At 63.8% G+C, this 21,554-nt stretch carries 26 protein-coding genes and 1 tRNA gene; 10 read left to right on the top strand and 17 right to left on the bottom strand.

Annotated features, from left to right (window positions below; all coding sequences use genetic code 11):
* Positions 1-199: 199 nt before the first annotated feature.
* From BLT09_RS21260 to gcvA, 3 genes are all read right to left on the bottom strand, one after another.
* On the bottom strand, positions 200-1,072 hold the full coding sequence (locus tag BLT09_RS21260) for a carbohydrate ABC transporter permease (protein WP_091596287.1): 873 nt from the start codon (positions 1,070-1,072) through the stop codon (positions 200-202).
* A gap of 121 nt (positions 1,073-1,193) precedes the next feature.
* Entirely contained in the window at positions 1,194-2,504 is a 1,311-nt protein-coding gene (locus BLT09_RS21255; RefSeq protein WP_023801519.1) for an ABC transporter substrate-binding protein, read from the bottom strand.
* Between the two features lie 190 nt (positions 2,505-2,694).
* On the bottom strand, positions 2,695-3,603 hold the full coding sequence (gcvA, locus tag BLT09_RS21250; RefSeq protein ID WP_091596285.1) for a transcriptional regulator GcvA: 909 nt from the start codon (positions 3,601-3,603) through the stop codon (positions 2,695-2,697).
* A 214-nt stretch (positions 3,604-3,817) separates the two neighbouring features.
* On the opposite strand from gcvA, the gene BLT09_RS21245 reads away from it, so the two are divergent.
* A complete protein-coding gene (locus BLT09_RS21245; RefSeq protein ID WP_027152175.1) occupies positions 3,818-4,003 on the top strand; it encodes a hypothetical protein in 186 nt (61 codons plus the stop codon).
* Positions 4,004-4,024: 21 nt separating this feature from the next.
* On the opposite strand, the gene BLT09_RS21240 is transcribed toward BLT09_RS21245, so the two are convergent.
* Entirely contained in the window at positions 4,025-4,981 is a 957-nt protein-coding gene (locus BLT09_RS21240) for a sugar-binding transcriptional regulator (RefSeq protein ID WP_091596283.1), read from the bottom strand.
* A gap of 225 nt (positions 4,982-5,206) precedes the next feature.
* On the opposite strand from BLT09_RS21240, the gene BLT09_RS21235 reads away from it, so the two are divergent.
* Positions 5,207-5,839, top strand: coding sequence for an HAD family hydrolase (locus BLT09_RS21235; RefSeq protein WP_091596281.1), 633 nt, complete (start codon positions 5,207-5,209; stop codon positions 5,837-5,839).
* A gap of 41 nt (positions 5,840-5,880) precedes the next feature.
* On the opposite strand, the gene BLT09_RS21230 is transcribed toward BLT09_RS21235, so the two are convergent.
* The 7 genes from BLT09_RS21230 to ureC all read right to left on the bottom strand — a co-directional run bounded on the left by BLT09_RS21230 (position 5,881) and on the right by ureC (position 11,507).
* Positions 5,881-6,648 (bottom strand): class II aldolase and adducin N-terminal domain-containing protein, encoded by a 768-nt coding sequence (locus tag BLT09_RS21230; protein ID WP_023801516.1) that lies wholly within the window; start codon positions 6,646-6,648, stop codon positions 5,881-5,883.
* Between the two features lie 86 nt (positions 6,649-6,734).
* Positions 6,735-7,376 (bottom strand): urease accessory protein UreG, encoded by a 642-nt coding sequence (gene ureG / locus BLT09_RS21225; RefSeq protein WP_091596279.1) that lies wholly within the window; start codon positions 7,374-7,376, stop codon positions 6,735-6,737.
* Complete coding sequence (locus tag BLT09_RS21220) at positions 7,373-7,813, bottom strand: DUF3995 domain-containing protein (protein ID WP_091596277.1); 441 nt, start codon at positions 7,811-7,813, stop codon at positions 7,373-7,375. The genes ureG and BLT09_RS21220 overlap by 4 nt, the downstream gene beginning before the upstream one ends.
* A complete protein-coding gene (locus BLT09_RS21215; RefSeq protein ID WP_091596275.1) occupies positions 7,810-8,481 on the bottom strand; it encodes an urease accessory protein UreF in 672 nt (223 codons plus the stop codon). Before BLT09_RS21215 ends, BLT09_RS21220 begins: the two co-directional genes overlap by 4 nt.
* Positions 8,474-9,043: an urease accessory protein UreE gene (locus BLT09_RS21210; RefSeq protein ID WP_091596273.1), complete on the bottom strand. Its 570-nt coding sequence runs from the start codon at positions 9,041-9,043 to the stop codon at positions 8,474-8,476. The genes BLT09_RS21215 and BLT09_RS21210 overlap by 8 nt, the downstream gene beginning before the upstream one ends.
* A 157-nt stretch (positions 9,044-9,200) precedes the next feature.
* Positions 9,201-9,689, bottom strand: a complete 489-nt coding sequence (locus BLT09_RS21200) for a DUF29 domain-containing protein (RefSeq protein WP_091596515.1) — start codon at positions 9,687-9,689, stop codon at positions 9,201-9,203.
* A 105-nt stretch (positions 9,690-9,794) separates the two neighbouring features.
* Entirely contained in the window at positions 9,795-11,507 is a 1,713-nt protein-coding gene (gene ureC / locus BLT09_RS21195; protein ID WP_091596512.1) for an urease subunit alpha, read from the bottom strand.
* 179 nt (positions 11,508-11,686) lie between these two features.
* On the opposite strand from ureC, the gene BLT09_RS21190 reads away from it, so the two are divergent.
* Positions 11,687-12,070: a hypothetical protein gene (locus BLT09_RS21190; protein ID WP_091596271.1), complete on the top strand. Its 384-nt coding sequence runs from the start codon at positions 11,687-11,689 to the stop codon at positions 12,068-12,070.
* 126 nt (positions 12,071-12,196) lie between these two features.
* A complete protein-coding gene (locus BLT09_RS21185; RefSeq protein ID WP_091596269.1) occupies positions 12,197-12,691 on the top strand; it encodes a hypothetical protein in 495 nt (164 codons plus the stop codon).
* Between the two features lie 68 nt (positions 12,692-12,759).
* Here the strand turns inward: BLT09_RS21185 and BLT09_RS21180 are convergent, their stop codons facing one another.
* From BLT09_RS21180 to BLT09_RS21165, 4 genes are all read right to left on the bottom strand, one after another.
* Positions 12,760-13,065, bottom strand: a complete 306-nt coding sequence (locus BLT09_RS21180) for an urease subunit beta (RefSeq protein WP_091596267.1) — start codon at positions 13,063-13,065, stop codon at positions 12,760-12,762.
* Between the two features lie 114 nt (positions 13,066-13,179).
* Complete coding sequence (locus BLT09_RS21175) at positions 13,180-13,437, bottom strand: DUF1272 domain-containing protein (protein WP_091596265.1); 258 nt, start codon at positions 13,435-13,437, stop codon at positions 13,180-13,182.
* Positions 13,438-13,455: 18 nt separating this feature from the next.
* Entirely contained in the window at positions 13,456-13,758 is a 303-nt protein-coding gene (locus tag BLT09_RS21170; protein WP_023801505.1) for an urease subunit gamma, read from the bottom strand.
* Positions 13,759-13,800: 42 nt separating this feature from the next.
* Entirely contained in the window at positions 13,801-14,643 is an 843-nt protein-coding gene (locus BLT09_RS21165) for an urease accessory protein UreD (protein ID WP_091596263.1), read from the bottom strand.
* A 198-nt stretch (positions 14,644-14,841) separates the two neighbouring features.
* On the opposite strand from BLT09_RS21165, the gene BLT09_RS21160 reads away from it, so the two are divergent.
* From BLT09_RS21160 to BLT09_RS34350, 4 genes are all read left to right on the top strand, one after another.
* The gene (locus tag BLT09_RS21160) at positions 14,842-15,099 is read left to right on the top strand and encodes an acyl carrier protein (protein ID WP_023801503.1); all 258 of its coding nucleotides are present in this window, start codon (positions 14,842-14,844) and stop codon (positions 15,097-15,099) included.
* On the top strand, positions 15,100-16,308 hold the full coding sequence (locus BLT09_RS21155) for a beta-ketoacyl-[acyl-carrier-protein] synthase family protein (protein WP_091596261.1): 1,209 nt from the start codon (positions 15,100-15,102) through the stop codon (positions 16,306-16,308).
* A gap of 80 nt (positions 16,309-16,388) precedes the next feature.
* Positions 16,389-17,093 carry a glutathione S-transferase family protein gene (locus tag BLT09_RS21150; protein WP_091596259.1) on the top strand — a complete coding sequence of 235 codons (705 nt, stop codon included), beginning with the start codon at positions 16,389-16,391 and terminating at the stop codon, positions 17,091-17,093.
* Between the two features lie 15 nt (positions 17,094-17,108).
* Entirely contained in the window at positions 17,109-17,564 is a 456-nt protein-coding gene (locus BLT09_RS34350) for a hypothetical protein (RefSeq protein WP_167366489.1), read from the top strand.
* A 50-nt stretch (positions 17,565-17,614) separates the two neighbouring features.
* Here the strand turns inward: BLT09_RS34350 and BLT09_RS21140 are convergent, their stop codons facing one another.
* A complete protein-coding gene (locus BLT09_RS21140) occupies positions 17,615-18,235 on the bottom strand; it encodes a nucleoside triphosphate hydrolase (protein WP_091596255.1) in 621 nt (206 codons plus the stop codon).
* Between the two features lie 310 nt (positions 18,236-18,545).
* Positions 18,546-19,646 carry a hypothetical protein gene (locus BLT09_RS21135; RefSeq protein WP_091596253.1) on the bottom strand — a complete coding sequence of 367 codons (1,101 nt, stop codon included), beginning with the start codon at positions 19,644-19,646 and terminating at the stop codon, positions 18,546-18,548.
* 457 nt (positions 19,647-20,103) lie between these two features.
* Between BLT09_RS21135 and BLT09_RS21130 the strand changes: the two genes are divergently transcribed.
* Positions 20,104-20,988, top strand: coding sequence for a D-alanyl-D-alanine carboxypeptidase family protein (locus BLT09_RS21130; RefSeq protein ID WP_091596251.1), 885 nt, complete (start codon positions 20,104-20,106; stop codon positions 20,986-20,988).
* A gap of 211 nt (positions 20,989-21,199) precedes the next feature.
* Positions 21,200-21,276 (top strand) — tRNA-Arg (locus tag BLT09_RS21125).
* Positions 21,277-21,554: the final 278 nt, after the last annotated feature.

The following is a 21,554-nucleotide window of genomic DNA, read 5'->3' as shown; positions in this document are numbered from 1 at the left end:
CTCCCGTATCGGCGACGTTGGCGGCAGGGTCGACCCCCACTCCGGTTTGCTGCGCAAACCACCTCTCCCCCGATCGACGGGGTAGAGGAAGGGCGCGGCTTCGATGCAGGCGTTTCCTCTCCCCCGGGCAGGGGGAGAGGTGTCCCGCGCAGCGGGACGGAGTGGGGGTGGTTCAGCGCCCGTGCCATCGTTTCCTCCCTTATTTGTCCAGGTTCTTGCCGACCGCGCGCATGGCGAAGAAGGCGACGATGTTGGCTAAAATGACGGCAATGATACCGCCGGCGGATGCCTGGCCGATTTTGAACTCCAGCAACGCCTTCTGGTAGACGAGGAAGGGCAGGTTGGTGGAGGCGTAACCCGGGCCGCCATTGGTGGTGACGAGGATCTCGGCATAGACCGACAGAAGGAAGATCGTCTGGATCAGGATGACGACGGTTATGGCGCGCGACATATGCGGCAGCGTCAGATAGATGAAGCGGCTGACGAAACCGGCGCCGTCCATCTCGGCGGCTTCCTTCTGCTCGCCGTCGAGCGACTGCAGGGAGGTCAACAGGATCAGCGTCGCAAACGGCAGCCATTGCCAGGCGACGATGATGATGATCGCCAGCATCGGGTATTGGCCAAACCAGTCGATCGGCTGCCCGCCGAAGAAGCGCGCAATGTCGGCAAAGACGCCGTATTGCGGATGCATGATCATGTTCTTCCAGACCAGCGCGGCGACCGGCGGCATAACGAAGAACGGAGAGATGACGAGGATGCGGACGATGCCCTGTCCCCACATCGGCTGATCGATCAGCAGCGCCAGCAGGATGCCGCCGATCACCGTGATCAAAAGCACGCTGGCCACGAGGATAAGCGTATTGAGGATCGACTGCAGGAATGCCGGATTGGAATAGAAAAGCGCGTAGTTCGAGAAGCCGACGAACCCGTCGCGGATCGGGTTGAGCGGATTGTACTGCTGGAAGGAGAACCACAGGGTGAATGCCAGCGGCACGATCATCCAGACGAACAGCAGCACCACGGATGGCGCCATCATGAAGCGGGCAAGCGAACGGGTCTGCTGAGTAGCCATGACGGTCACCCTTCAAAGGTCAGCCAAATTTTTCAGTGTTGTGAAGGTGGCCGCCCGAACTGGGATTCGGGCGGCCCCTGCCGGTTAAGATGGGCAACCGGCTTTCGGCACCGGGAGGAGCCTACTGGATATAACCGCCCTCGGTCATCGTCGCGGTGGCGGCGTCCTGGGCCTGCTTCAGAGCGTCGTCGACGCTGGTCTGGCCGGCGAGTGCCGCCGAAAACAGCTGGCCGACGGTGGTGCCAAGGCCCTGGAACTCGGGGATGGCAACGAACTGGACACCGACATAGGGCACCGGCTTGACGGTCGGATGCGTCGGATCGGCGGCGTTGATCGAGTCCAGCGTCATCTTGGCGAACGGCGCCGCCTTCTGGTACTCGGGGTTGGCGTAGAGCGAGGTGCGCGTTCCCGGCGGAACATTGGCCCAGCCTTCCTTCGCTGCGACGAGCTCGAGATAGGCCTTGCTGGTTGCCCAGGATACGAATTTTTGGGCGGCGTCAGCCTTTTGCGTGCCGGCGGGAATGGCCAGCGACCACGCCCACAGCCAGTTGCCGCGCTTGCCCAGGCCATTGTCGGGCGCCAGCGCATAACCGACCTTGTCGGCGACCGTGGAGTTCTTCGGGTCGGAGACGAAGGAGGCAGCGACGGTGGCGTCGATCCACATGCCGCACTTGCCCTGCTGGAACAGCGCCAGGTTTTCGTTGAAGCCGTTCGAAGATGCGCCCTCCGGGCCATTGGCCTTCATCAGGTCGACATAGAACTGCAGCGTGTTCTTCCACTCGGGCTGGTCGAACTGCGGCTTCCAGTTCTCATCGAACCAGCGTGCGCCGAAGGAGTTCGACATGGCGGTCAGGAAGGCCATGTTCTCGCCCCAGCCGGCCTTGCCGCGCAGGCAGACGCCGTTCACGCCATTGGCGCGATCGGTCATCTTCTCGGCGGCCTGCTTGACGAAGTCCCAGGTCGGCGCGTCGGGCATGGTCAGCCCGGCCTTCTCCATCAGGTCCTTGCGGTACATGACGAACGAGCTTTCGCCATAGAACGGTGCTGCATAAAGCGTGCCATCGACCGACAGGCCACCGGCAATGGCCGGGATGATGTCCTTGACGTCATAGTCGTCGCCGAGCTTGTCGAGCGGCAGCAGCCAGCTCTGCTTGGCCCAGATCGGAACTTCGTAAGTGCCGATGGTCATCACGTCGTACTGGCCACCCTTGGTGGCGATGTCGGTGGTGACGCGCTCGCGCAGCACGTTCTCCTCGAGCGTGACCCACTGCAGCTGGATATCGGGGTTCTTGGCGGTGAAATCGTCGGTCAGCGTCTGCATGCGGACCATATCGCCATTGTTGACGGTGGCGATGGTGATGGATTCGGCATGCGCGGCGAACGCGAGGGTGCTGGCCGACAACAGACCCAGGGTGAGCGTGCGAAGTTTCATCAAAATTCCTCCCATGGACCAAGCTGAGCATTTGCTTTGGCTGTGAGCAATTACTCACCTCGCATGAATTATGTCAAGCCGGATTCGTTGCTGCAGCGCAGCACGCAGCCTCGTGCGGATCTTGCTCCGGAGGATTTTTGCGCGCGAACAGGCCGGATGTCGGTGCCCGCTTGACCGGGTGGATTATCGACTATTGGCCGGCAATCTCAGCCAGGATCCATTCGCGAAAAGCGCGGATCTTCGGCACGTTGCGCCGCGCCTGGGGATAGACCAGCCAATAGGCGTGGCCGTCGTCGCCGACCAGATCGAAAGGCTGGATCAGGCGGCCATCGGCAAGCTCGGCCTTGAAGAGAGCGGCCGTCACGATCGCCACGCCCTGCCCGGCGATCGCGGCGTTGGCCTCATAGGCCTGCGCACCCATGCTGGAGCCGGGGCGCTTGGCCAGTTCCTCGACCGGCAGGCCGGCGGCGATAAACCAGTCCCGCCACCAGACGTCGCCAGGGTCGAGGATCGGCAGGCGCAACAGATCGGCCGGCTCGTTCACCCCGCCGATGGTCGCCGCGAGTTTCGGGCTCAGCATCGGCGTGAAGTCCGCATTGAAAAGCTTGTGCACCTCGACGCCCGGCCAGTTTCCGCCGCCCGAACGGATGGCGATGTCGATGTCTTCGCGGGCGAAGTCGACGAGGCGGTTCGATGTATCGAGACGCACCGCCAGCGACGGATGCGCGACCTGGAACGAACCGAGATGCTGCGCCAGCCAGTTCGAGGCAAAGGTCAACAGCGTCGAGACACAAAGTACTCCGTCGGCGCCGCTGCGCGCCGCGGCATAGGCTCCACCCAACAAGGCGAACGCCTCGCTGACCGCAGGCGCCATGCGTTGTCCCGCCTCGGTCAGCACGATCTGCCTTGGCCGGCGCAGGAACAAAGGCGCACCGACGCGCTCTTCCAAAAGCTTGATCTGATAGCTCGCCGCCGCCTGCGTCATGCCAAGCTCGCCGGCTGCCTTGGTGAAGGAAAGATGCCGCGCCACCGCCTCGAACACCCGGATCGCCTGAAGCGGAGGGAGTTGTGAGACCTGCCGTAACTTGAGTTCAGGCATAAGTCCTCCTTATGGGCCGTGATTGACGTTTGATTGGCAGCAAGGGCCGATCCGGCCGATATTTGAGGTCGACGATCACTCTCGTCTACAGCGCCGCGCGTCCTTTTGGACGCGCAAAGAACGCTGTAGCCATTTTGATTTTGCGCATGATCCTTTCCAAAAATCGATATCGATTTTCGGGGTCATGCGCCAGACATAACAAAGGCTGACGATCATGACCATTGTACAGGAAAAGCTATTTCTGACGCCGGGCCAAGGCTGGTTTTTGCGACTGGCGCGGGGATTGGCGCGGCACGGAGCCAGGAAACGGGCTTATCTCGACATCAGGGAATTGCCGCCGCATCTGCAGCGCGACATGGGTTTTCTCGACGGCAACGATCCTTACGGCCGGCGCAAATAGCCTTGCTGCATTTATCGCAAATCAGCTGGCGCCCAGCAAGGCGGCGGCGGTCCGCTCGTCGGTGATGAGGCCGTTGACCAGCCGCCGGTTCACAGCCGCAAGGATGCCCGGCAGCTTCCGCTCGCCCATGGCGAGCGCGATCACCAGTGATTTTTCGCGCGACGGCAACGATGCCGACGATACCCTGTCATTGGTGATGCCCTCGATCATCCGGCCTTCGCGATCGAACACCCAGCCGACGATCTCGGCGACGCCGCCGGCCTTTTGCAGCGCTTTCAATTCACTCTCCGAAATGAAGCCGTCCTCGTAAAGCGGCGCCTTGGGGCCGAGATCGCCGATGCCGACGAAGGTGACGTCGGCTTCCGCGGCAAGCGCCAGCGTCGGTTGGATCATCGGCTGGCTGAGCAGCATCTCGCGCTCCTGTGGCGAGGAGGCGATGACCGGCAGCGGCATCGGGAAGGAGCGAGCCTTGACCCTGTCGGCCATGGTGAAGATGACGTTGTAGAAGGCGGCCGAACCGTCGGGCGAGATGTTGCCGGTCAGCGACACCACCTTGTGCTGCGGGCATTCCATCGGCGGCAGCTGCTCGATTGCCGCCTTCAGCGTGCGGCCGGTGCCGATCGCCATGACGATCGGCGTCGGCGAGCGCAGCCGTTTCTCGATCTCGGCGGCCGCCGCCACGGCGACGCCGATGGTGGAGGAGGAAGCGGGATCGCTCGGCACCACCTCGACCAGATCGAGCGCGAAGCGCGATTTCAGTCGGGCCGCGAGGTCGAGGCAATTGGCGATCGGGTGGTCGACACGCACCTTGATCAGCCCTTCCGAGACCGCCAGCGACACCAGCCGCTGCGCCGTCTGCCGTGAGATGCCGAGCGTCGAGGCGATCTGGTCCTGCGTGTTGCCGGCGACATAATAGAGCCAGCCGGCGCGCGCCGCGTCGTCCAGCCTGTTGCTGCCGCTGTCCTGCCGGGAATTCAACTTGCTGCCTCCCTGCCCCCAGCACCGAGTGGGAGCGCCTTGGTTTTACCGGGGAATGCGTCTGTAAGCAATTGCCTGCAGACAGGGCAATTGCTTAGGTAAGCTCCCGGGGTGCCTGCAGTGTTCCGAGTGAATGATTATAGCCCGCAACGTCGATGCAGCCAGGCGCGGCAGTTTATCTCGCGAGGCAAACCCTTTAAGGGATTTCGGACAAAGGAGCCTCGCATGACGCCGAAAGCGGTTTTCTGGGACATGGACGGCACGCTGGTCGACAGCGAGCCGTTGCACGAGGCGGCGCTGATAGCGGCGCTGCACAGCGTCGGCATCGCGGCGCCGGCCAACCTGCATGAGCGCGTGCTCGGCATCGCCGCATGGCCGGTCTACGAGATGCTGCGCGACGAGTTCGGCCTCGGCCTGGCCTTCGACGACTGGATCGTGCGCAAATACGACCACTATCTGCCGATGGCCGAGACGCTGAAGCCGCGCCCCGGCGCCATCGAGATCTACAACGAGCTGCGCGCGCTTGGCGTGGCGCAAGCGGTGGTGTCCAATTCCGACCGGCTGGTCGTCGACGCCAATCTGCGCATGGTCGGTCTTTTCTATCCCGGCATGAAGACGATCAGCCGCAACGACGTGCGCGAAGGCAAGCCGCACGCCGAACCGTTTCTGCGCGCCGCATGGCTGGCCGGTGTCGGTCCAGCTGATGCCATGGCCGTCGAGGACAGCGTGACCGGCGCCACGGCAGGGCTGGCGGCGGGGATGAGGACGATCTTCTGGCCGGAAGCGCCCATGGCAGGGCCGCCCGGCGCGATCGTCATCAACAGCGCCGACGAATTGCGGACAGAACTCGGGCTTTAAGAGGGTCCTTCTCCCCGTATAGTGACGGGGAGAAGGAGGCATCAGTTCCGGTAGACCGGCTCCTGCTCGTCGAGGATCGCCTTCAATTCGGACAGGTGCCGTTCGGCCTGACCGGGATAATCTTCCTGCTCCGCTGCTGCCTTCTCGGCGATTTCGTCCGACAGGATCCGCAGCGGACGGCCGGTCCACAGCGCCTTGATGTAGGTCTCGGCGGCGCGTTCGAAATAGAACATGCGGTTGAAGGTGTCGGCGACGGTATCGCCGATGACCAGCACGCCATGGTTGCCCATGACCATCACCTTGACCTTCGGATCGGTGAGCAGCTGCGAGCAGCGTTCGCCCTCTTCCTCGAAGGCGAGCCCACCATAATGGCCGTCGACGACGTGGCGGTTGAAGAAGATCGCCGCGTTCTGATCGATCGGCGGCAACGTCGAGTCGGCCAGCGAAGCGAGCACCGTGGCGTGGATCGAGTGCACATGCATGACGCAGCGCGCATGACGGACATTGCGATGGATGGCGCCGTGCAGCCCCCATGCCGTCGGGTCGGGCGCATCCGGGCCGGAGAGCGTATCGGGATCGTTGGCGTCGATCAGCAGCAGGTCGCTCGCCTTGATGCGCGAGAAATGCACCTGGTTGGGATTCATCAGGAATTGCGAGCCGTCATCGTTGACCGCCAGCGAGAAATGATTGGCCACCGCTTCATGCATGTTGAGCCGCGCCGTCCAGCGGAAGGCGCAAGCCAGATCGACGCGCTCCTCGTAGAAGGGCAGGTTGGTCAGCATTTCCTTCTGCAGGCGGGCGATGCTCATCGAAAGACCTCCGTGAAAGAAGCAAGGATGCCGCGCGCCGCAGATGCGCGCAACCGGTTTCGTTTGGTGCAGGCGAGGGCTTCGGCTTACGCCGCAGTGCTTCTGGCGGCGTCGATGCGCAGCCCGCCATGCTCGACGATAAAATCGATCACCTGCTGCAGGCCCTTGCCGCGCGACAGATCGGTAAATCCGAACGGCCGCTTGCCGCGCATGCGGGCCGCGTCGCGCTCCATGACGTCGAGATTGACGTTCACATAGGGAGCGAGATCGCTCTTGTTGATGACCAGGAAATCGGACCGGGTGATCGCCGGCCCACCCTTGCGCGGGATTTCTTCGCCCTGGCAGACCGAGATGACATAGAGCGTCAGATCGGCGAGGTCCGGGGAGAAAGTAGCGGCAAGGTTGTCGCCGCCCGATTCGATGAAGACGATGTCGAGATCCGGGAATTTCCTGGTCATCTCGGCGATCGCCTGCAGATTGATCGAGGCGTCCTCGCGGATGGCGGTGTGCGGGCAGCCGCCGGTCTCGACGCCGACGATGCGATCCTCGGGCAGCGCCTGCAGCCGGGCCAGCATCATGGCGTCTTCCTTGGTGTAGATGTCATTGGTGACCACGGCGATCGAGAACTCGTCGCGCAGCGCCTTGCAGAGCTTTTCGGTGAGCGTCGTCTTGCCGGAGCCGACGGGGCCGCCGATGCCGACGCGAAGGGGACCATTGGCTTGTGTCATGCGACGAACTCCGTGATGGCTAGCACTGCAAAGCCGAGCCCTACAACCAGGCAGAGCGGCGAATAATAGCTGACATCGAGCCGCGCGAAAGGCTGTTCGGGCGCCAGCCGGCGCCACCACGGCGTGAAGCCGGCAATGCCGCGCCCCAGGAAGACCAGCGCGATGAGCAGCGCTGTCGCGGCAAGCCCGGCCTTGGGAAAGGGCGTGGCAAACACGCCTTCGAGCGCCAGCGGCCACAGTGTCGCCAGGCCGAGACAGGCGGCGACGGCGAAGCTGGCGAAGGGCGCCGGCATTTCGTCGACGCCGCGAAAGCCGACCACCGCGCGGGCGCAGGAGCCAGCGTCGCTGCCCGGCCAGATCCCGCCGATGCCCCAATAGACATGCAGGGTGGTGATCAGCAGCAGGACGAACGAGAGCGCGAAGGCGAGGACGATCATGAGCGGAAAAGCCGCGAATATTGCGTTTCGTGCTTCATCGCCATGACATCCGAGACAAACGCGCAGCCGCCGAGATCATTCAGCGTCGAGCCGGCGGCGCGAGCGGCAGTTTCCAAGGCCAGCGGCTCGAAGCCGGCGAGCAGCGCCGTGGCGCCGGTCTGGCCGACGACGCCGAGCCGGATCGCGGCCTGGACGAGGTTGGAAAAGAAGCTGTGCAGGAAGGCCGACAGTGCGTCGTGCAGGGCAATGGCATTGCCACCGGCAGTTGCACCGACGGCGACGCAATAGGCGCACTCGGCCGGCAGACGGTCGAGCACCTGACACGGCCAGGCCGATGCCGCCTTCAGGAAGGCGGCGCCCTGCAGCATGGTCTCGCTGTGGCGCTCGCGCGAGCCGGCCAAGGCCTCGGCGAGGGCTGCGATTTCGGCGAGATCGCCGGCTTGGCGGGCGCGCCGCCAGCTTTCGGCAAACAGCACGGCATCGTTCCAGCCCGAGCCCATCTCGACCAGCGTCTCCAGCCATGCGGCGAGGTCTTTGCTGTCGGCGACCAGGCCGGCATGCACGGCTTGTTCGAGACCATGGCTGTAGGAAAAACCGCCGACCGGGAAGGCAGGCGACAGCCACGCCATCAGACGCAACAAAGCGACGTTGGAAGGCTGGTCAGTCATGGTCGTGCGAATGGCTGTGGGTATGCGATTCGCTATGGGCATGGGAATGCGACCCGCTGTGCGCATGCGCCTCGGCATGGGCATGACCGTGACTGTGCCCGGAATAGGCGCCGCGCAGCGGCTTGAACGGCTCTGAAACGTCGCTCATCGTGGCGCCCAGCCCTTCCAGCATCGCCTTGATAACGTGATCGCGCAGGATGAGGATGCGGTTAGCCTCGATGGCGGCGGCAAGATGGCGGTTGCCGATATGCCAGGCAAGCTCGGCCAGATGGACAGGGCCGCTGGCACGGATATCGTAGAGCGGTTCCTCGGCCGCGACGATCTCGATATGACGGCCATCCTCCAGCACCAGGCGGTCGCCATCGTTCAAGGCCACCGATTCGGGCAGGTCGACCAGCACTCTATCGCTACGGGCCGTTTCTATGGCGCGGCGGCGCAGATGCCGCTCGTCATGGGCAAGCACCGCACGATCGTAGGGCGCGACCGCTCCTGCCTCGCCGGCGCTCAGAACCGAGACGGCACGCGGGAATTTGGTGAAATCGGTGCGGATGTCGAGCTTCATGTAAAACTTCCTCTCCCAAAAAGCGTAGCCTATCGCGTGCGCCGCCCCAATGGTGCTCAAACGATCGTGTCGAAGAGCCGCAGGATGAACGATATCTGGTAGACCAGGGCGGCGGCGACAAAGGCGATGTGAAAGCGACGGTCGCCGAAGAAGCCAGCTAATCCCGCAGGAAATCGCCCATCGAGAGTGGATTGCCCGGCCAAAATCGTTCATCGAGCGCCTGCTTGCATGTGAATGGAGGTTCGCCTGGAAAGTGAGATTTCCTGAGACCCGTTTCCCTGACCGCGACAAGCAAAGCGTCTTTATATGCCTCGTCGAAAATCTGAGCGGGATATCGGCGAAGACTCGGGCTGTCCTTGATGATGTTTCCGATCCAGATGCGCTGTTCGGAAATTGACGACTGCCAACTATGACTTCGATGGCCGGGTTGGAATTCCCATTTCAGGAGATGTGCAAGCAGCACCTCCATCCGACTGCGAATTTCTCGTTTGTCACGTCTCCCCAAGCTCTCGACCTCCTCGGCAAGATTCTCACGATCGAGGTCGGAGAAACGAGCTTCGCGCAACAATGCGCCTTGCTCGGCGCACCACTGGACGTAGTCCGCTTCGTAGGGAGTGAGGGCCCTGAGACGATCAATCCTGTTCATGAGGCCCATCATGCCGCAATTTCGAGACAATCGCAAAACGGCACGTCAGAGCTTGGACAACTGAGCACCGAATTTGACGCCCCGCCAACAGGGCATTTGTAGGGATCAAAACAAAAAATATCTCTGCGCCATCGGCAGCACGGTGGCCGGTTCGCAGGTGAGCAATTCGCCGTCGGCGCGGACTTCGTAGGTTTCGGGATCGACCTCGACATGTGGGGTGGCGTCGTTGAGCACCATCGAATGCTTGCCGATGCCGCCGCGGGTGTTCTCGACGGCGACCATCTGCTTGTCGACGCCGAGCCGGCCGCGCAGGCCGGCGTCGAGCGCGGCTTTCGAGACAAAGGTCACCGACGAATTGGTCATCGCCTTGCCATAGGCGCCGAACATCGGCCGGTAGTGCATCGGCTGCGGTGTCGGGATCGAGGCGTTGGGATCGCCCATCGGGGCGGCGGCGATCATGCCGCCGACCAGCACCATGTCCGGCTTGACGCCGAAGAAGGCCGGGTTCCACAGCACCAGATCGGCGCGCTTGCCGACCGCCACCGAGCCGATCTCGTTCGACAGGCCGTGCGCGATGGCCGGGTTGATGGTGTATTTGGCGATGTAGCGGCGGACGCGGAAATTGTCGTTGTCGCCGGTCTCCTGCGGCAGCGAGCCGCGCTGGCGCTTCATCTTGTCGGCGGTCTGCCAGGTGCGGATCGCCACTTCGCCGACGCGACCCATCGCCTGGCTGTCCGACGAGATGATCGAGAAGGCGCCGATGTCGTGCAAAATGTCTTCGGCGGCGATGGTCTCCTTGCGGATGCGGCTTTCGGCAAAGGCGATGTCTTCGGGGATCGACGGCGACAGATGATGGCAGACCATCAGCATGTCGAGATGCTCGGCCAGCGTGTTGACGGTGTAGGGCCGCGTCGGATTGGTCGACGACGGGATGACGTTGGGCAGGCCGCAAACCTTGATGATGTCGGGCGCATGGCCGCCGCCGGCCCCTTCGGTGTGGAAGGCGTGGATGGTGCGGCCCTTGATCGCCGCCACCGTGTTCTCGACAAAGCCGGATTCGTTCAGCGTGTCGGTGTGGATCATCACCTGGACGTCATAGTTGTCGGCGACCGACAGGCAGCAGTCGATTGCCGCCGGTGTCGTGCCCCAGTCCTCGTGCAACTTAAGCGAGCAGGCACCACCCAGCACCATTTCTTCAAGCGCGGCCGGCAACGACGCGTTGCCCTTGCCCGACAGGCCGATATTCATCGGGAAGGCGTCGAAGGACTGGATCATGCGCGCCAGATGCCACGGCCCCGGCGTGCAGGTCGTCGCCAGCGTGCCATGCGCCGGTCCGGTGCCGCCGCCGAGCATGGTGGTGATGCCTGACATCAGCGCCTCCTCGATCTGCTGCGGGCAGATGAAATGGATATGCGCGTCGAAGCCACCGGCGGTGAGGATCTTGCCCTCGCCGGCGATGATCTCGGTGCCGGGACCGATGATGATGGTGACGCCGTCTTGCATGTCGGGATTGCCGGCCTTGCCGATCGCGGCAATGCGGCCGTCGCTGAGGCCGATATCGGCCTTGAAGATGCCGTCCGAAGCATCGACGACCAGCGCATTGGTGATGACGGTGTCGACCGCGCCCTGGGCGCGGGACACCTGGCTCTGGCCCATGCCGTCGCGGATGACCTTGCCGCCGCCGAATTTCACCTCTTCGCCATGCAGTGTGAAATCCTTCTCGACCTCGATGAACAGCTCGGTATCGGCAAGCCGCACCTTGTCGCCGACGGTCGGGCCGTACATCTGGGCATAGGCGGCGCGGGTGATTCTAGCCATCAGCAATTGCTCCCGAAATGCGGCCCAAAGATACAGCCGGTCGAAGCCCGGCTCCACATTGTCGCCATCCTATGGTCACGCAATGACCCGCTCGGCGACACCTTCCGATCCCATTTAACCTTTGAGGTGGCGAGGTCACCCCAAAACGACCGTTTGCCAATCGATGGAAAGGAAGTTTTATGCGCAAAACGATCTCTCTCGCCGCCGCCGCCACCCTGCTGCTCGCGACCGCTGCCAGCGCCCAGCAACAGCCTGCGCCGCAGCCTGCCGAGCCGCCGGCTTCGCCCGCTCCCGCGACACCCGGCGCTCAGCCGCAAGCCCCGGCGATCCAGACCGTCAACGTCGTCGACATCGAGGAACTGCCCAAGGAAACGCAGACCAAGGTCAACGAAGTGATCGCCAAGCGCGGCGAGGACGGCCTGCAGAAATTGCGCAGCTCGATCGACGCGACCCCCCAAGTCAAATCCGCGCTCGAAGCCAAGGGACTCACCTCGGCGCAAGTGATCGCCGCCAGCATGGACGCCAACGGCTCGCTGACCTTGATCACCAAGAAGGCGAGCTGACGACGCGCTGTGGCGGGCCGGCACGAGGTCGGCCTGCCGCATCGGGGAGGGAACCTTCGCAGGGCGGAATACGTTTCGACTTTTTGGCCTAGAAACGGGTCTCGAAAGAGGCTTTGAGAGCGAGCGATGGCGATCACCACCTTCCCCGACACCAGATGGCTGCATATGCTGGCCGCAACTGCGTTTCTTGCGGCGAGCGCTCCCCAGGCCGGGCTGAATGCGCAGGGCCTTGAAGGCCCAGAAACCGTGAACAAGATCATCGGCTCGGAGGTTGGCCAGGAAGAGACCAACACCGCTGTCGAGGCCGGTAAAGTCACTACCGCGATCGACCGGACGCGTGAAAACATCGGCGCGGTGCGCAAGACATCCAAGCTCGACAAGGTCGATATCGTGTTCCTTACCGACGCCGCGCGCACGGAAGGCGGGTTGCCGCCGGCGATCGAAAGCAAGGTCGAGCAGCATCAGGAGGAGATTGCGGAACTCCGCGACGAGATCGAGGCGAACGCATTGCTGTTCAACGCCATCGACTCTCGACGCGTGCAGACCGAAGACGTTCTCGCCGTGGAATTCGACGATCCTGGCAAGGTCGTCATCTACGCGGCGGCCAAGCCGCCCAGCTGAGCCGAAACCGCTGGACGCTCTGGATCGCACAACGCGACCAGGGGATCGCACAACGCGACCAGGGGATCTCACAGCGCGCCCATGATCTTCTGCTGGAACCCGTAGACCTCGCGCTTGCCGCCGAGCGGCACCAAGGTGACGTCGCGCTCCTGGCCGGGCTCGAAGCGCATCGCCGTGCCGGCAGCAATGTCGAGGCGCATGCCGCGCGCCTTGTCACGATCGAATTTCAGCCCCTCATTGGTCTCGAAGAAATGATAGTGGCTGCCGACCTGGATCGGCCGGTCGCCGCTGTTGGCCACTTTCATGGTGATTGTCGGCTGGCCCTTGTTGAGTTCGATCTCGCCGCTTGCCGTGATGATTTCGCCGGGGATCATCGCCAGCCTCACAAGTCGCCGTAGACGAGGCCGGCGGCGAGCAGCAGGATCGCCGAGAGGGACGTGCGTTTGATCGGAACCATCGATATGCCTTCCGTTGTCAGGATCGTGCCGTCACGCGGCGTTGCGGGCCGGGCCGCAGCCTTCGGCCTTGAGGACGCGCTTTGTCGAGGCGGGATATTTGTTCAGCATCGCTGCCGGGCGGATCGGGCGCGCTGAAAAATTGCCGCCACAATTCGGGCAGACGCCGCCCAGCACATTGGCCGCGCAGTCGGCGCAGAAGGTGCACTCGAAGGTGCAGATCAGCGCATCCGTCGCCTCAGGCGGCAGGTCCTTGTCGCAGCATTCGCAGTTGGGGCGCAGCTCAAGCATTTTTTCTCCTATCGGCCCTCACCTTATCGGCTCGTGCACGGTCACCAGCTTGGTGCCGTCGGGAAACGTCGCCTCGACCTGGACGTCGTGAATCATCTCGGCGATGCCCTCCATCACCTGCGCGCGGGTGACGACGTGGGCGCCGGCCTCCATCAGCTCGGCGACCTGGCGGCCGTCGCGGGCACCCTCGACGACGAAGTCGGTGATCAGCGCGATCGCCTCCGGGTGATTGAGCTTGACGCCGCGTTCGAGCCGCTTGCGCGCCACGATCGCCGCCATGGCAATGAGCAGCTTGTCCTTTTCCCGTGGCGTCAGGTTCATGCGTTTCCCCGCAACAGCATAGTCAGGATGACATAATCGGAATCAGAGTGACCATAATTTGGGCAGACCGGCCAGTCCGTTCAGCAATTCGACGAGCGGAACCAGCCGCTTGCGGAGCTGGTAGCCGTCCTCGGCAAACAGCCTCGCAAGAAGCTTGCCAGATTTCTTCACGCTCCAGACGCTGGCGTCGCCCTGGCCGCCGATGATGTCCCGGGCCGGATCGAGCAAAGCCTCGACCCGCGGCGAGATCATCAGCACCGTCGCCATGGCAATGGCGCCGCCGGCCACGGCCGAACCGCCCAGAATCGCGGCTATGTCCGGCCCGATGCGGAAATCCTCGGCATGAACCAGCGCTCCGTCCTGACTGACCCGCCAGCGGTCGTGGAAATTGCCGTGCGCCGCGCGTTCGCCCATGGCGAGGCGGCCGAAGACGGTCGCCTCGAGCACCAGCGCCTCGGCACCGGCGGCAAGCTCCAGGTCGAGCCGGCGGGCAAAGGCCGATCGATCGAAGACGATGGTTTCCTGCGGCAGCCAGGCGATGCGGCCGCCGGCGCCGACGGTCAGCTTCACCCGCACCTCGGCACGATCGGTCGCGGCGCGGTAGACCTTCTCGCAGGCCTGGGTGGTTATGCTGGCGGAGGCGCCGGCGCCGACATCGACCTCCCAGCCGAGGCGGTCGCCGCCGGTCAGCCCGCCGGCGGTGTTGATCAGCACGGCTTCGAGCGGATCGGCCGAGACGGCCGGCATGCGGATCTTGGCGGAACCATCCTGATAAAGCCGCCGAAGACGCGTGCGGCCGCCATTCCTGTCACAGCCGAGCCGCGCCGTTCCGGCGACGCGTTGGGCCGGCGGCACAAAGGTCAGGCCAGGTTCGATCATATCCATGGTGCCAACGATAACCGCAGCACCGGCTTTGTCGACATATAAGCTTGTTGCTTGACAACGTTTCGGTTTCTATAGAGGAGCCGTCTTGGTACACAGCGCCTGGCGGGATAAAAGGCGATGATGACAATTTGAGCCTGGGGAAAAACAGGCGCCGATCCGTTGGCGTCGGGGAACGACAAGGGTTGGGGAAGGAACCGAATGGCTGACCAGCTGGCAACGGACATCATCGAGAAGATCAAGGCCCATGCCGAGCCGGGTGGCGAAGAAATCACCACCAGCACCGAACTGACCTCACTTGGCATCCATTCGCTGGAACTGACGGAGATCATCTTCGACCTCGAGGAACAGTATGGCATCGAGATCGAGATGAACACGGTCGATGCCTGGAGCAATTTGAAGAACGTCGGCGACATGGTCGAGGCGGTTCGCGCACTGATCGCGAAAAAGCCTGACTGAATGCACAAGCGCGTCGTCATTACCGGCATCGGCGGCTTATGCGGGCTCGGCACCAATGTGCCGGCGATCTGGGACGAGATGCGCACCGGCCGCTCGGCCATCGGCCCGATCGTCAATTCGGAGCTGCATGACCTGAAAATCAGGGTCGGCTGCGAAATCAGGACGCTTCCCGAGCACGGCATCGACCGCAAGCAGGTCGTGTCGATGGACCGTTTCAGCCTGTTGGCGACGATCGCCGCGCGCGAGGCCGCGCAACAGGCCGGGCTAAGCTTGCACGCGGCCAACACCTACCGGATGGGCGCCATCGTCGGCGTCGGCGTCTGCGGCTGGGAGGCGATCGAAGAGAGCTATCGCGCCATCCTGCTCGAAGGCAAGAACCGCACCGGCATCTTCACCGTGCCGAAAGTGATGCCCGGCGCCGCGGCCGGCCATGTCAGCATGAATCTCGGCCTGCGCGGGCCGGTCTTCGGCATCACCTCGGCCTGCTCCTCGTCCAACCACGCCATTGCCTCGGCGGTCGACCAGATCAGGCTCGGCCGCGCCGACGTCATGCTCGCCGGCGGCACCGATGCGCCGCTGGTCTGGGGCATCCTGAAAGGCTGGGAGGCGTTGCGGGTGCTGGCGCCCGACACCTGCCGGCCGTTTTCGGCCGATCGCCAGGGCCTGGTGCTCGGCGAAGGCGCCGGCATGGTCGTGCTGGAAACTTTTGAGCATGCCATGGCGCGCGGCGCCACTATACTTGCCGAAATTGCCGGCGCCGGTCTTTCCGGCGATGCCTCCGACATCGTCGCGCCGACCATCGAAGGGCCGGAGGCAGCGATGCGCTTCTGCCTCGTCGATGCCAGGCTCAACCCGGAGGACATCGACTACATCAATGCGCATGGCACCGGCACCAAGGCCAACGACCAGATCGAGACGGCGGCGATCAAGCGCGTCTTCGGCGACCATGCCCACAGGCTTTCGATCTCCTCGACCAAATCGATGCATGCCCACTGCCTCGGCGCGTCGGGCGCGCTGGAGCTGATCGCCTGCGTGATGGCGATCCGCGAAGGCATCGTGCCGCCAACGGCCAATTTTCGCGAAACCGACGCCGATTGCGATCTCGACATCACGCCGAATGTGGCGCGCGAGCGCAAGGTGCGCGCGGCGATCAGCAACGGTTTTGCGTTCGGCGGCACCAATGCGGTGCTGGCGTTCAAGGCGGTCTGACGGATCCCCAGCTACGGCGAGACGCGTCTTGCCACGCGCCACGACGGCGCGCTTGCGCGAAAAAAATCCCAGGAGTTTCGATGACCGACCTGTCCGCCTTTCCGATCGCCACGCGCTGGCCGGCCAGCCATCCCGACCGCATCCAGCTCTATTCGTTCCCGACGCCGAACGGGGTAAAAGTGTCGATCGCGCTGGAGGAACTCGGCCTGCCATACGAGGCGCATGCGGTGAACATCGGCAAGGACGAAAGCTGGACGCCGGAATTCCTGTCGCTGAACCCGAACGGCAAGATCCCGGCGATGATCGATCCGGACGGCCCGGGCGGCAAGCCGATCGGGCTGTTCGAATCCGGCGCCATCCTGCTCTACCTCACCGACAAGACCGGCCGGCTGATCCCGGCCGACCCGGCGCGGCGTTACGAAACGATCCAGTGGGTGTTCTTCCAGATGGCCTCGATCGGGCCGATGTTCGGGCAAGTCGGTTTTTTCCACAAATTCGCCGGACGCGAGATCGCCGACAAGCGACCGCTGGCGCGCTATCGCGACGAATCACGGCGGCTGATCGGTGTGCTCGAGACGAGGCTGACGGGCCGCAACTGGATCATGGACGACGATTACACCATCGCCGATATCTCGATGCTGGGCTGGGTACGCAATCTGATCGGTTTTTACGAGGCAAGGGAACTTGTCGGCTTCGACGATTTTTCCCATGTCGCGGCATGGCTGGAGCGCGGCCTTGCCCGGCCGGCGGTGCAGCGGGGTCTCAACATCCCCGCCCGGCGTTAGCTCAATCGGCGGCTGGTGCCGAGAACCGACTACTTTGTCTTGGCTTTGTGTTTTGAGCCGCCCTTGCCCATGACGGAAGCGGCAAGCGATGCAGCGCCCCTGGCGGTGGCGACAACCGCGCCGGCCGCGACATTGGCCGTCGTCTTGACCGTGCGCATTGCGCTGCCTGCCATCGAGCCACCGCTTTCCGATTTCCTCGACCTGGCCGGTTTTGCCGTGGCCTTGGCTGCGGTCGGCGTCACTTTCTTCGGTGCTGCCTTGCCAAAACTGGGTTTTGCATCCTTGGAGCGGGCGGCGACAGCCGGGCCAGCACCGGTCTTCGATTCAGTTGCCTTCGATTCAGTAGCCTTGGATCCAGTTGCCCTGGATCGAGTTGCCCTGCCCTTGCCGGGCGCAGGCTTTCTTGCCTTGGTTGCCATCGGAGTAGCCATCGGACAGTCTTCCTCATGTCAGCATCATTGCCGTATCTGACACAACGGCCGGAAAGTCCTAAGGTTCCAGGCGCGGCTGGCCCTTGCAAATCAGGCGTGATCGCCGATCACCAGATCGGCGGGGCGGCGGCGGGCAAGCACGCGGTCGATGTTGGGCATGTCGTTGGAGGCGATCCAGGCGCGGGCGTCGTCGTCGGAGCGGCCATGCTCGTGCCATCGCTCGAGCAGCCGGCGCTCGAGCTCGGCGCGCGGCACATCGACAAAGATCGAGAAATCGAACAGCGGCGCCAGCCGCGACCACGGTTCCTCGTCAAGCAGCAAATAATTGCCTTCGACCAGGATGAACTTGGTGTCTGCGGCGATGATCGAAGCGGCCGCGCGCGACAGCTCCATGCTGCGGTCGAACACCGGAATGGCGATGTCGGGCTCGGCCGCGCGGATGCGCTTCAGCAAGGTTTCGAAGCCGGCAAAGTCAAAGGTCTCCGGAGCGCCCTTTCGCGCCCGCAGGCCGCGCTGCTCGAGCACGGCATCGTCGTAATGGAAGCCATCCATCGGCACGATTTCGGCCGCGCCTTCCGGCAGCAGCTCATGCAGGCGGGCCGACAGCGTCGACTTGCCGGCGCCCGGAGGACCGGCAATGGCAACGACAAAGCGCCGCGCCTTGCCGGCGCGCTTGAAGATGGTGGCGGCGAGGTGGGCGATCTCGGACATCGGAGCCTTTCTGGCTGGGTGTTTTGGATCGCATCTTGGCTATAGTTGGCGGGATTTTCAAACCCGGGATTGAAGACCGCCCAATTGTCGAGGTCGCCGCCGCCCCTCATTGCCCGCGACGTCGGCGCCGCCTTTCCCTTCTCCCCTTGTGGGAGAAGGTGGATCGGCGCGCAGCGCCGAGACGGATGAGGGGTGTTGGACGGAATGAGACGTTGGTGTTCCCTGGAACACCCCTCATCCGACCTCGCTTCGCGAGGCCACCTTCTCCCACAAGGGGAGAAGGGGAAGGCTGCACGCGGCCGCTCGCCAATCAACCAGAACCCGACCTGCCAATCCGCAGGAAATCGCCATCGAAAGCGACATCCCGCGTCGAACCGTCCGCCGCCGCAATGCGCATATGCCCCTGCGCGGTGGCGATATCGCGCGGCGGCTCGCCGTCGAATAAGGGCAGTGCGCCGATGACGTGGCGGAACGAGACATTGCCGCCAAGGGCAAAGGCGGTCGCCACCCCTTCCCGCTTCAGCCAGTTGTCGCCCAGCGACGCGGCGTGGCCGAGCGCCGTGCGGCCGTCCTCGATGCCGAGCACGCCGCGATGGCGGCCGCTCCACGGCGCGTAGTCGCGCCCGCCATTGCTGATCCACAGCATGGTGACCGGTAGCTCGGCCGGGTTTTTCAGCACCACAACGAGATCGGCTTCCGCCTTTCGCGCCAGCGCGGTCCAGCCTGGCCCGCCATGGTCGGCCTCGACCAGCGTGACGAAATCCTCTCGGCTGTGGTCGATGCGATAGTCGGTCAGGTCGAGCGTGCCGCCATCGGCGGCGGGAAAGCGCGTCAGGTCGGCGGAACGCGCCGGATAAGCGAGCAGGAAACGGCCGCGGGCCGGATCGGGCTCGAGCGGGTCGTCCGGCGTTGCCGCAAACCGCTTCGGCGAAAAGGCCAGCCTGCCGCCGTCCGTCATCACCGTCATCGGATGATGGGCGACGGAAATGCCGCCCGAACCGCCGGAAAAGACATGTTCCTGGTAGAGAAAGGGATGGTCGTCGCGCAGGGTCAGGATTTTTTCGACCGTGGCGCCCAAAACCTTGTGCTGCAGCCGGAAAACGGCGCGCCAGCCATCGACTGTCGCCGCGGAGGCAACGACATCCCATGGGCTGTTGGCCGGCCAGCCGTGCAAGGGCGCTTCCTCGACATCGCTGCGCGAAAACGGCGCGCATAAAAAATCGCCGGACAGCCTAACGGTGCCCTCGGGCAGGTCTTGCGGCAGCGCCGCGCGCGGCTCGTCGATCCACGGCGCGCGATGCAGCGGTTTTAGCCGGCGCCCGTCGCTATCGACGGTCATGTCGGCGAGATGGCCGACGGTGAGATCGACCGTTACCGAAATGCCCTTTGCCTTGATCGTCAGCGTATCCATGGCGCACCTGCTGATTCTGCCGGCGCCAGCAAACCCGCTCGGTGGCGGTTGCGCAAGCTGGGTGGGCGGCATTTCATGTCGGAGGCGCATTTGCCCGGTGACGCGCTCCTAGCCCGAGGCTTTCGCCCTACGATCGACCCCCACCCCTAACCCCTCCCCACAGGGGGGAGGGAGACTTCCGTTGGCACTGACCTCGGCAACTTGCCTGCCTTTCGGCGCCAAAGGAGAGAAGTGAAGGCGGCGGCAGCGTTCCCTCCCCCTTGTGGGGAGGGTTAGGGTGGGGGTCCATCGTAGAGCGAAAGCCTCGGCTTCCGTCGTGCCACAAGCGAGGGGCAGCGCCAACGCCCAGGGAATTCAAACCCGAAGCGATTGCCGTGAACACCGGCATTAACCAAATGGACGGCACCATTGGGTTAGGCTAGTTTCCCACTCGTCTCAGCAACAGCTTACCTTCAGAATGTCCAAACCGCGCTTCTTTCCGCTCATCAAAAAATTTGTCGCGGCGTTTGCGCTGCTGCTGCTGGTTGCCGGCTGCGCGACGACGCCGACGGAGACCATGCTGGCGGTGCCGGCGCCGGCGCAGAAATATGCGGCTATGGTCATCGATGGCAGCGGCAGGACGCTGTTCGAGGCCAATTCGACGGCGCCGCGCTATCCGGCGTCGCTGACCAAGATGATGACGCTCTACCTGCTGTTCGAGGCGCTGGAGCAGGGCCGCGTCAGCAAGACGACGCTGATCCCGGTCTCGGCCAACGCCGCCAGGCAGCCGCCGACCAAGCTGCGCTTCCGGCGCGGCGAGACGATCGACGTCGATTCGGCGATCCGGGCGATCACCGTCAAATCGGCCAATGACGTGGCGGTCGCCGTTGCCGAATATCTCGGCGGCAGCGAAGACGCGTTTGCCGCGATGATGACCGCCAAAGCGCGCCAGATCGGCATGCGCAGCACCGTCTTCCGCAACGCTTCCGGCCTGCCGGACGCCGGCCAGCAGACGACGGCGCGCGACATGGCGGTGCTCGGCATGGCGCTGCGCGCCCGCTTCCCGCAGCATTTCCACTATTTTTCCGAAAGCGATTTCATGTTCCGCGGCAGGCTGGTGCGCGGCCACAACGACATGCTCGGCCGCGTCCGCGGCGTCAACGGCATCAAGACCGGCTATATCCGAGCCTCAGGCTTCAACATCGTCACCTCCTACGATGCCGACGGCCGCCGGCTGATCCTCGTGGTGATGGGCGCCGACAGCGCGCGCCAGCGCAACGACCACGTCGAGGCGCTGATCCAGCGCAACCTGTCGCCGGCATCGAACACGACGACACGGCTGCTGTATGCCGGGGAGCAGTGAGGGGCGGACGAAATGCCAGGGCATTTCGAATGACGAATGCGCTGAACCTGCGAGGCCACGCAGCGACCGAATGTGGCGCGAACCGATCGCCCAGAGGCGCCGGGACAACTTTACGGCGCCTTGCCCGTTGAAGCCCGTCCCCGCATCAGATAAGAAGCCGTGGCTGGCCGGTTACCCGGCTGCTTCGTTTTCCGGATCGCCGATCCTGAAAGCACCCGTAGCTCAGCTGGATAGAGCGCTGCCCTCCGAAGGCAGAGGTCACAGGTTCGAATCCTGTCGGGTGCGCCAACAAACTCAAATAGTTACAGTTCTTGAAGGCAGGGGCCATCGGTTCAAGTGAACCGAAATGCCTGATGGTGGAGCGGAAGCGCGAAGGGACGTACAGGGGCCGCGTCTTACCGCTCGCCGCAGGGCTGCCGCCGTTGTGCACCTCAAGCTCACGGCAGATGCCTTGCCACGCAACTCGGGATGGGTGGAGCAGGCGCGTTCCGCTTCGCGAGGAGTTCAGACTAGAAATAGCTAGAACAAAGAATTTTTCGCTATTGATGTTGACAATGCCACTCAAA

The sequence above is a fragment of the Mesorhizobium muleiense genome, assembly GCF_900099905.1.
GTDB classification, from domain to species: Bacteria; Pseudomonadota; Alphaproteobacteria; order Rhizobiales; family Rhizobiaceae; genus Mesorhizobium; species Mesorhizobium muleiense.
This window is presented reverse-complemented; position numbering and strand designations above follow the sequence as displayed.

Coding starts and splice junctions, on each gene's coding strand:
- ureC (WP_091596512.1), bottom strand. CDS start 11,507: ATGGCTAGAATCACCCGCGCCGCCTATGCCCAGATGTACGGCCCGACC.
- BLT09_RS21165 (WP_091596263.1), bottom strand. CDS start 14,643: ATGGATATGATCGAACCTGGCCTGACCTTTGTGCCGCCGGCCCAACGC.
- BLT09_RS21130 (WP_091596251.1), top strand. CDS start 20,104: ATGTCCAAACCGCGCTTCTTTCCGCTCATCAAAAAATTTGTCGCGGCG.
- BLT09_RS21140 (WP_091596255.1), bottom strand. CDS start 18,235: ATGTCCGAGATCGCCCACCTCGCCGCCACCATCTTCAAGCGCGCCGGC.
- BLT09_RS21185 (WP_091596269.1), top strand. CDS start 12,197: ATGGCGATCACCACCTTCCCCGACACCAGATGGCTGCATATGCTGGCC.
- BLT09_RS21255 (WP_023801519.1), bottom strand. CDS start 2,504: ATGAAACTTCGCACGCTCACCCTGGGTCTGTTGTCGGCCAGCACCCTC.
- BLT09_RS21135 (WP_091596253.1), bottom strand. CDS start 19,646: ATGGATACGCTGACGATCAAGGCAAAGGGCATTTCGGTAACGGTCGAT.
- BLT09_RS21235 (WP_091596281.1), top strand. CDS start 5,207: ATGACGCCGAAAGCGGTTTTCTGGGACATGGACGGCACGCTGGTCGAC.
- BLT09_RS21215 (WP_091596275.1), bottom strand. CDS start 8,481: ATGACTGACCAGCCTTCCAACGTCGCTTTGTTGCGTCTGATGGCGTGG.
- BLT09_RS21260 (WP_091596287.1), bottom strand. CDS start 1,072: ATGGCTACTCAGCAGACCCGTTCGCTTGCCCGCTTCATGATGGCGCCA.
- BLT09_RS21175 (WP_091596265.1), bottom strand. CDS start 13,437: ATGCTTGAGCTGCGCCCCAACTGCGAATGCTGCGACAAGGACCTGCCG.
- BLT09_RS21160 (WP_023801503.1), top strand. CDS start 14,842: ATGGCTGACCAGCTGGCAACGGACATCATCGAGAAGATCAAGGCCCAT.
- BLT09_RS21220 (WP_091596277.1), bottom strand. CDS start 7,813: ATGATCGTCCTCGCCTTCGCGCTCTCGTTCGTCCTGCTGCTGATCACC.
- BLT09_RS21230 (WP_023801516.1), bottom strand. CDS start 6,648: ATGAGCATCGCCCGCCTGCAGAAGGAAATGCTGACCAACCTGCCCTTC.
- BLT09_RS21190 (WP_091596271.1), top strand. CDS start 11,687: ATGCGCAAAACGATCTCTCTCGCCGCCGCCGCCACCCTGCTGCTCGCG.
- BLT09_RS21210 (WP_091596273.1), bottom strand. CDS start 9,043: ATGAAGCTCGACATCCGCACCGATTTCACCAAATTCCCGCGTGCCGTC.
- BLT09_RS21150 (WP_091596259.1), top strand. CDS start 16,389: ATGACCGACCTGTCCGCCTTTCCGATCGCCACGCGCTGGCCGGCCAGC.
- gcvA (WP_091596285.1), bottom strand. CDS start 3,603: ATGCCTGAACTCAAGTTACGGCAGGTCTCACAACTCCCTCCGCTTCAG.
- BLT09_RS21245 (WP_027152175.1), top strand. CDS start 3,818: ATGACCATTGTACAGGAAAAGCTATTTCTGACGCCGGGCCAAGGCTGG.
- BLT09_RS21170 (WP_023801505.1), bottom strand. CDS start 13,758: ATGAACCTGACGCCACGGGAAAAGGACAAGCTGCTCATTGCCATGGCG.
- BLT09_RS21180 (WP_091596267.1), bottom strand. CDS start 13,065: ATGATCCCCGGCGAAATCATCACGGCAAGCGGCGAGATCGAACTCAAC.
- BLT09_RS21155 (WP_091596261.1), top strand. CDS start 15,100: ATGCACAAGCGCGTCGTCATTACCGGCATCGGCGGCTTATGCGGGCTC.
- ureG (WP_091596279.1), bottom strand. CDS start 7,376: ATGACACAAGCCAATGGTCCCCTTCGCGTCGGCATCGGCGGCCCCGTC.
- BLT09_RS21200 (WP_091596515.1), bottom strand. CDS start 9,689: ATGAACAGGATTGATCGTCTCAGGGCCCTCACTCCCTACGAAGCGGAC.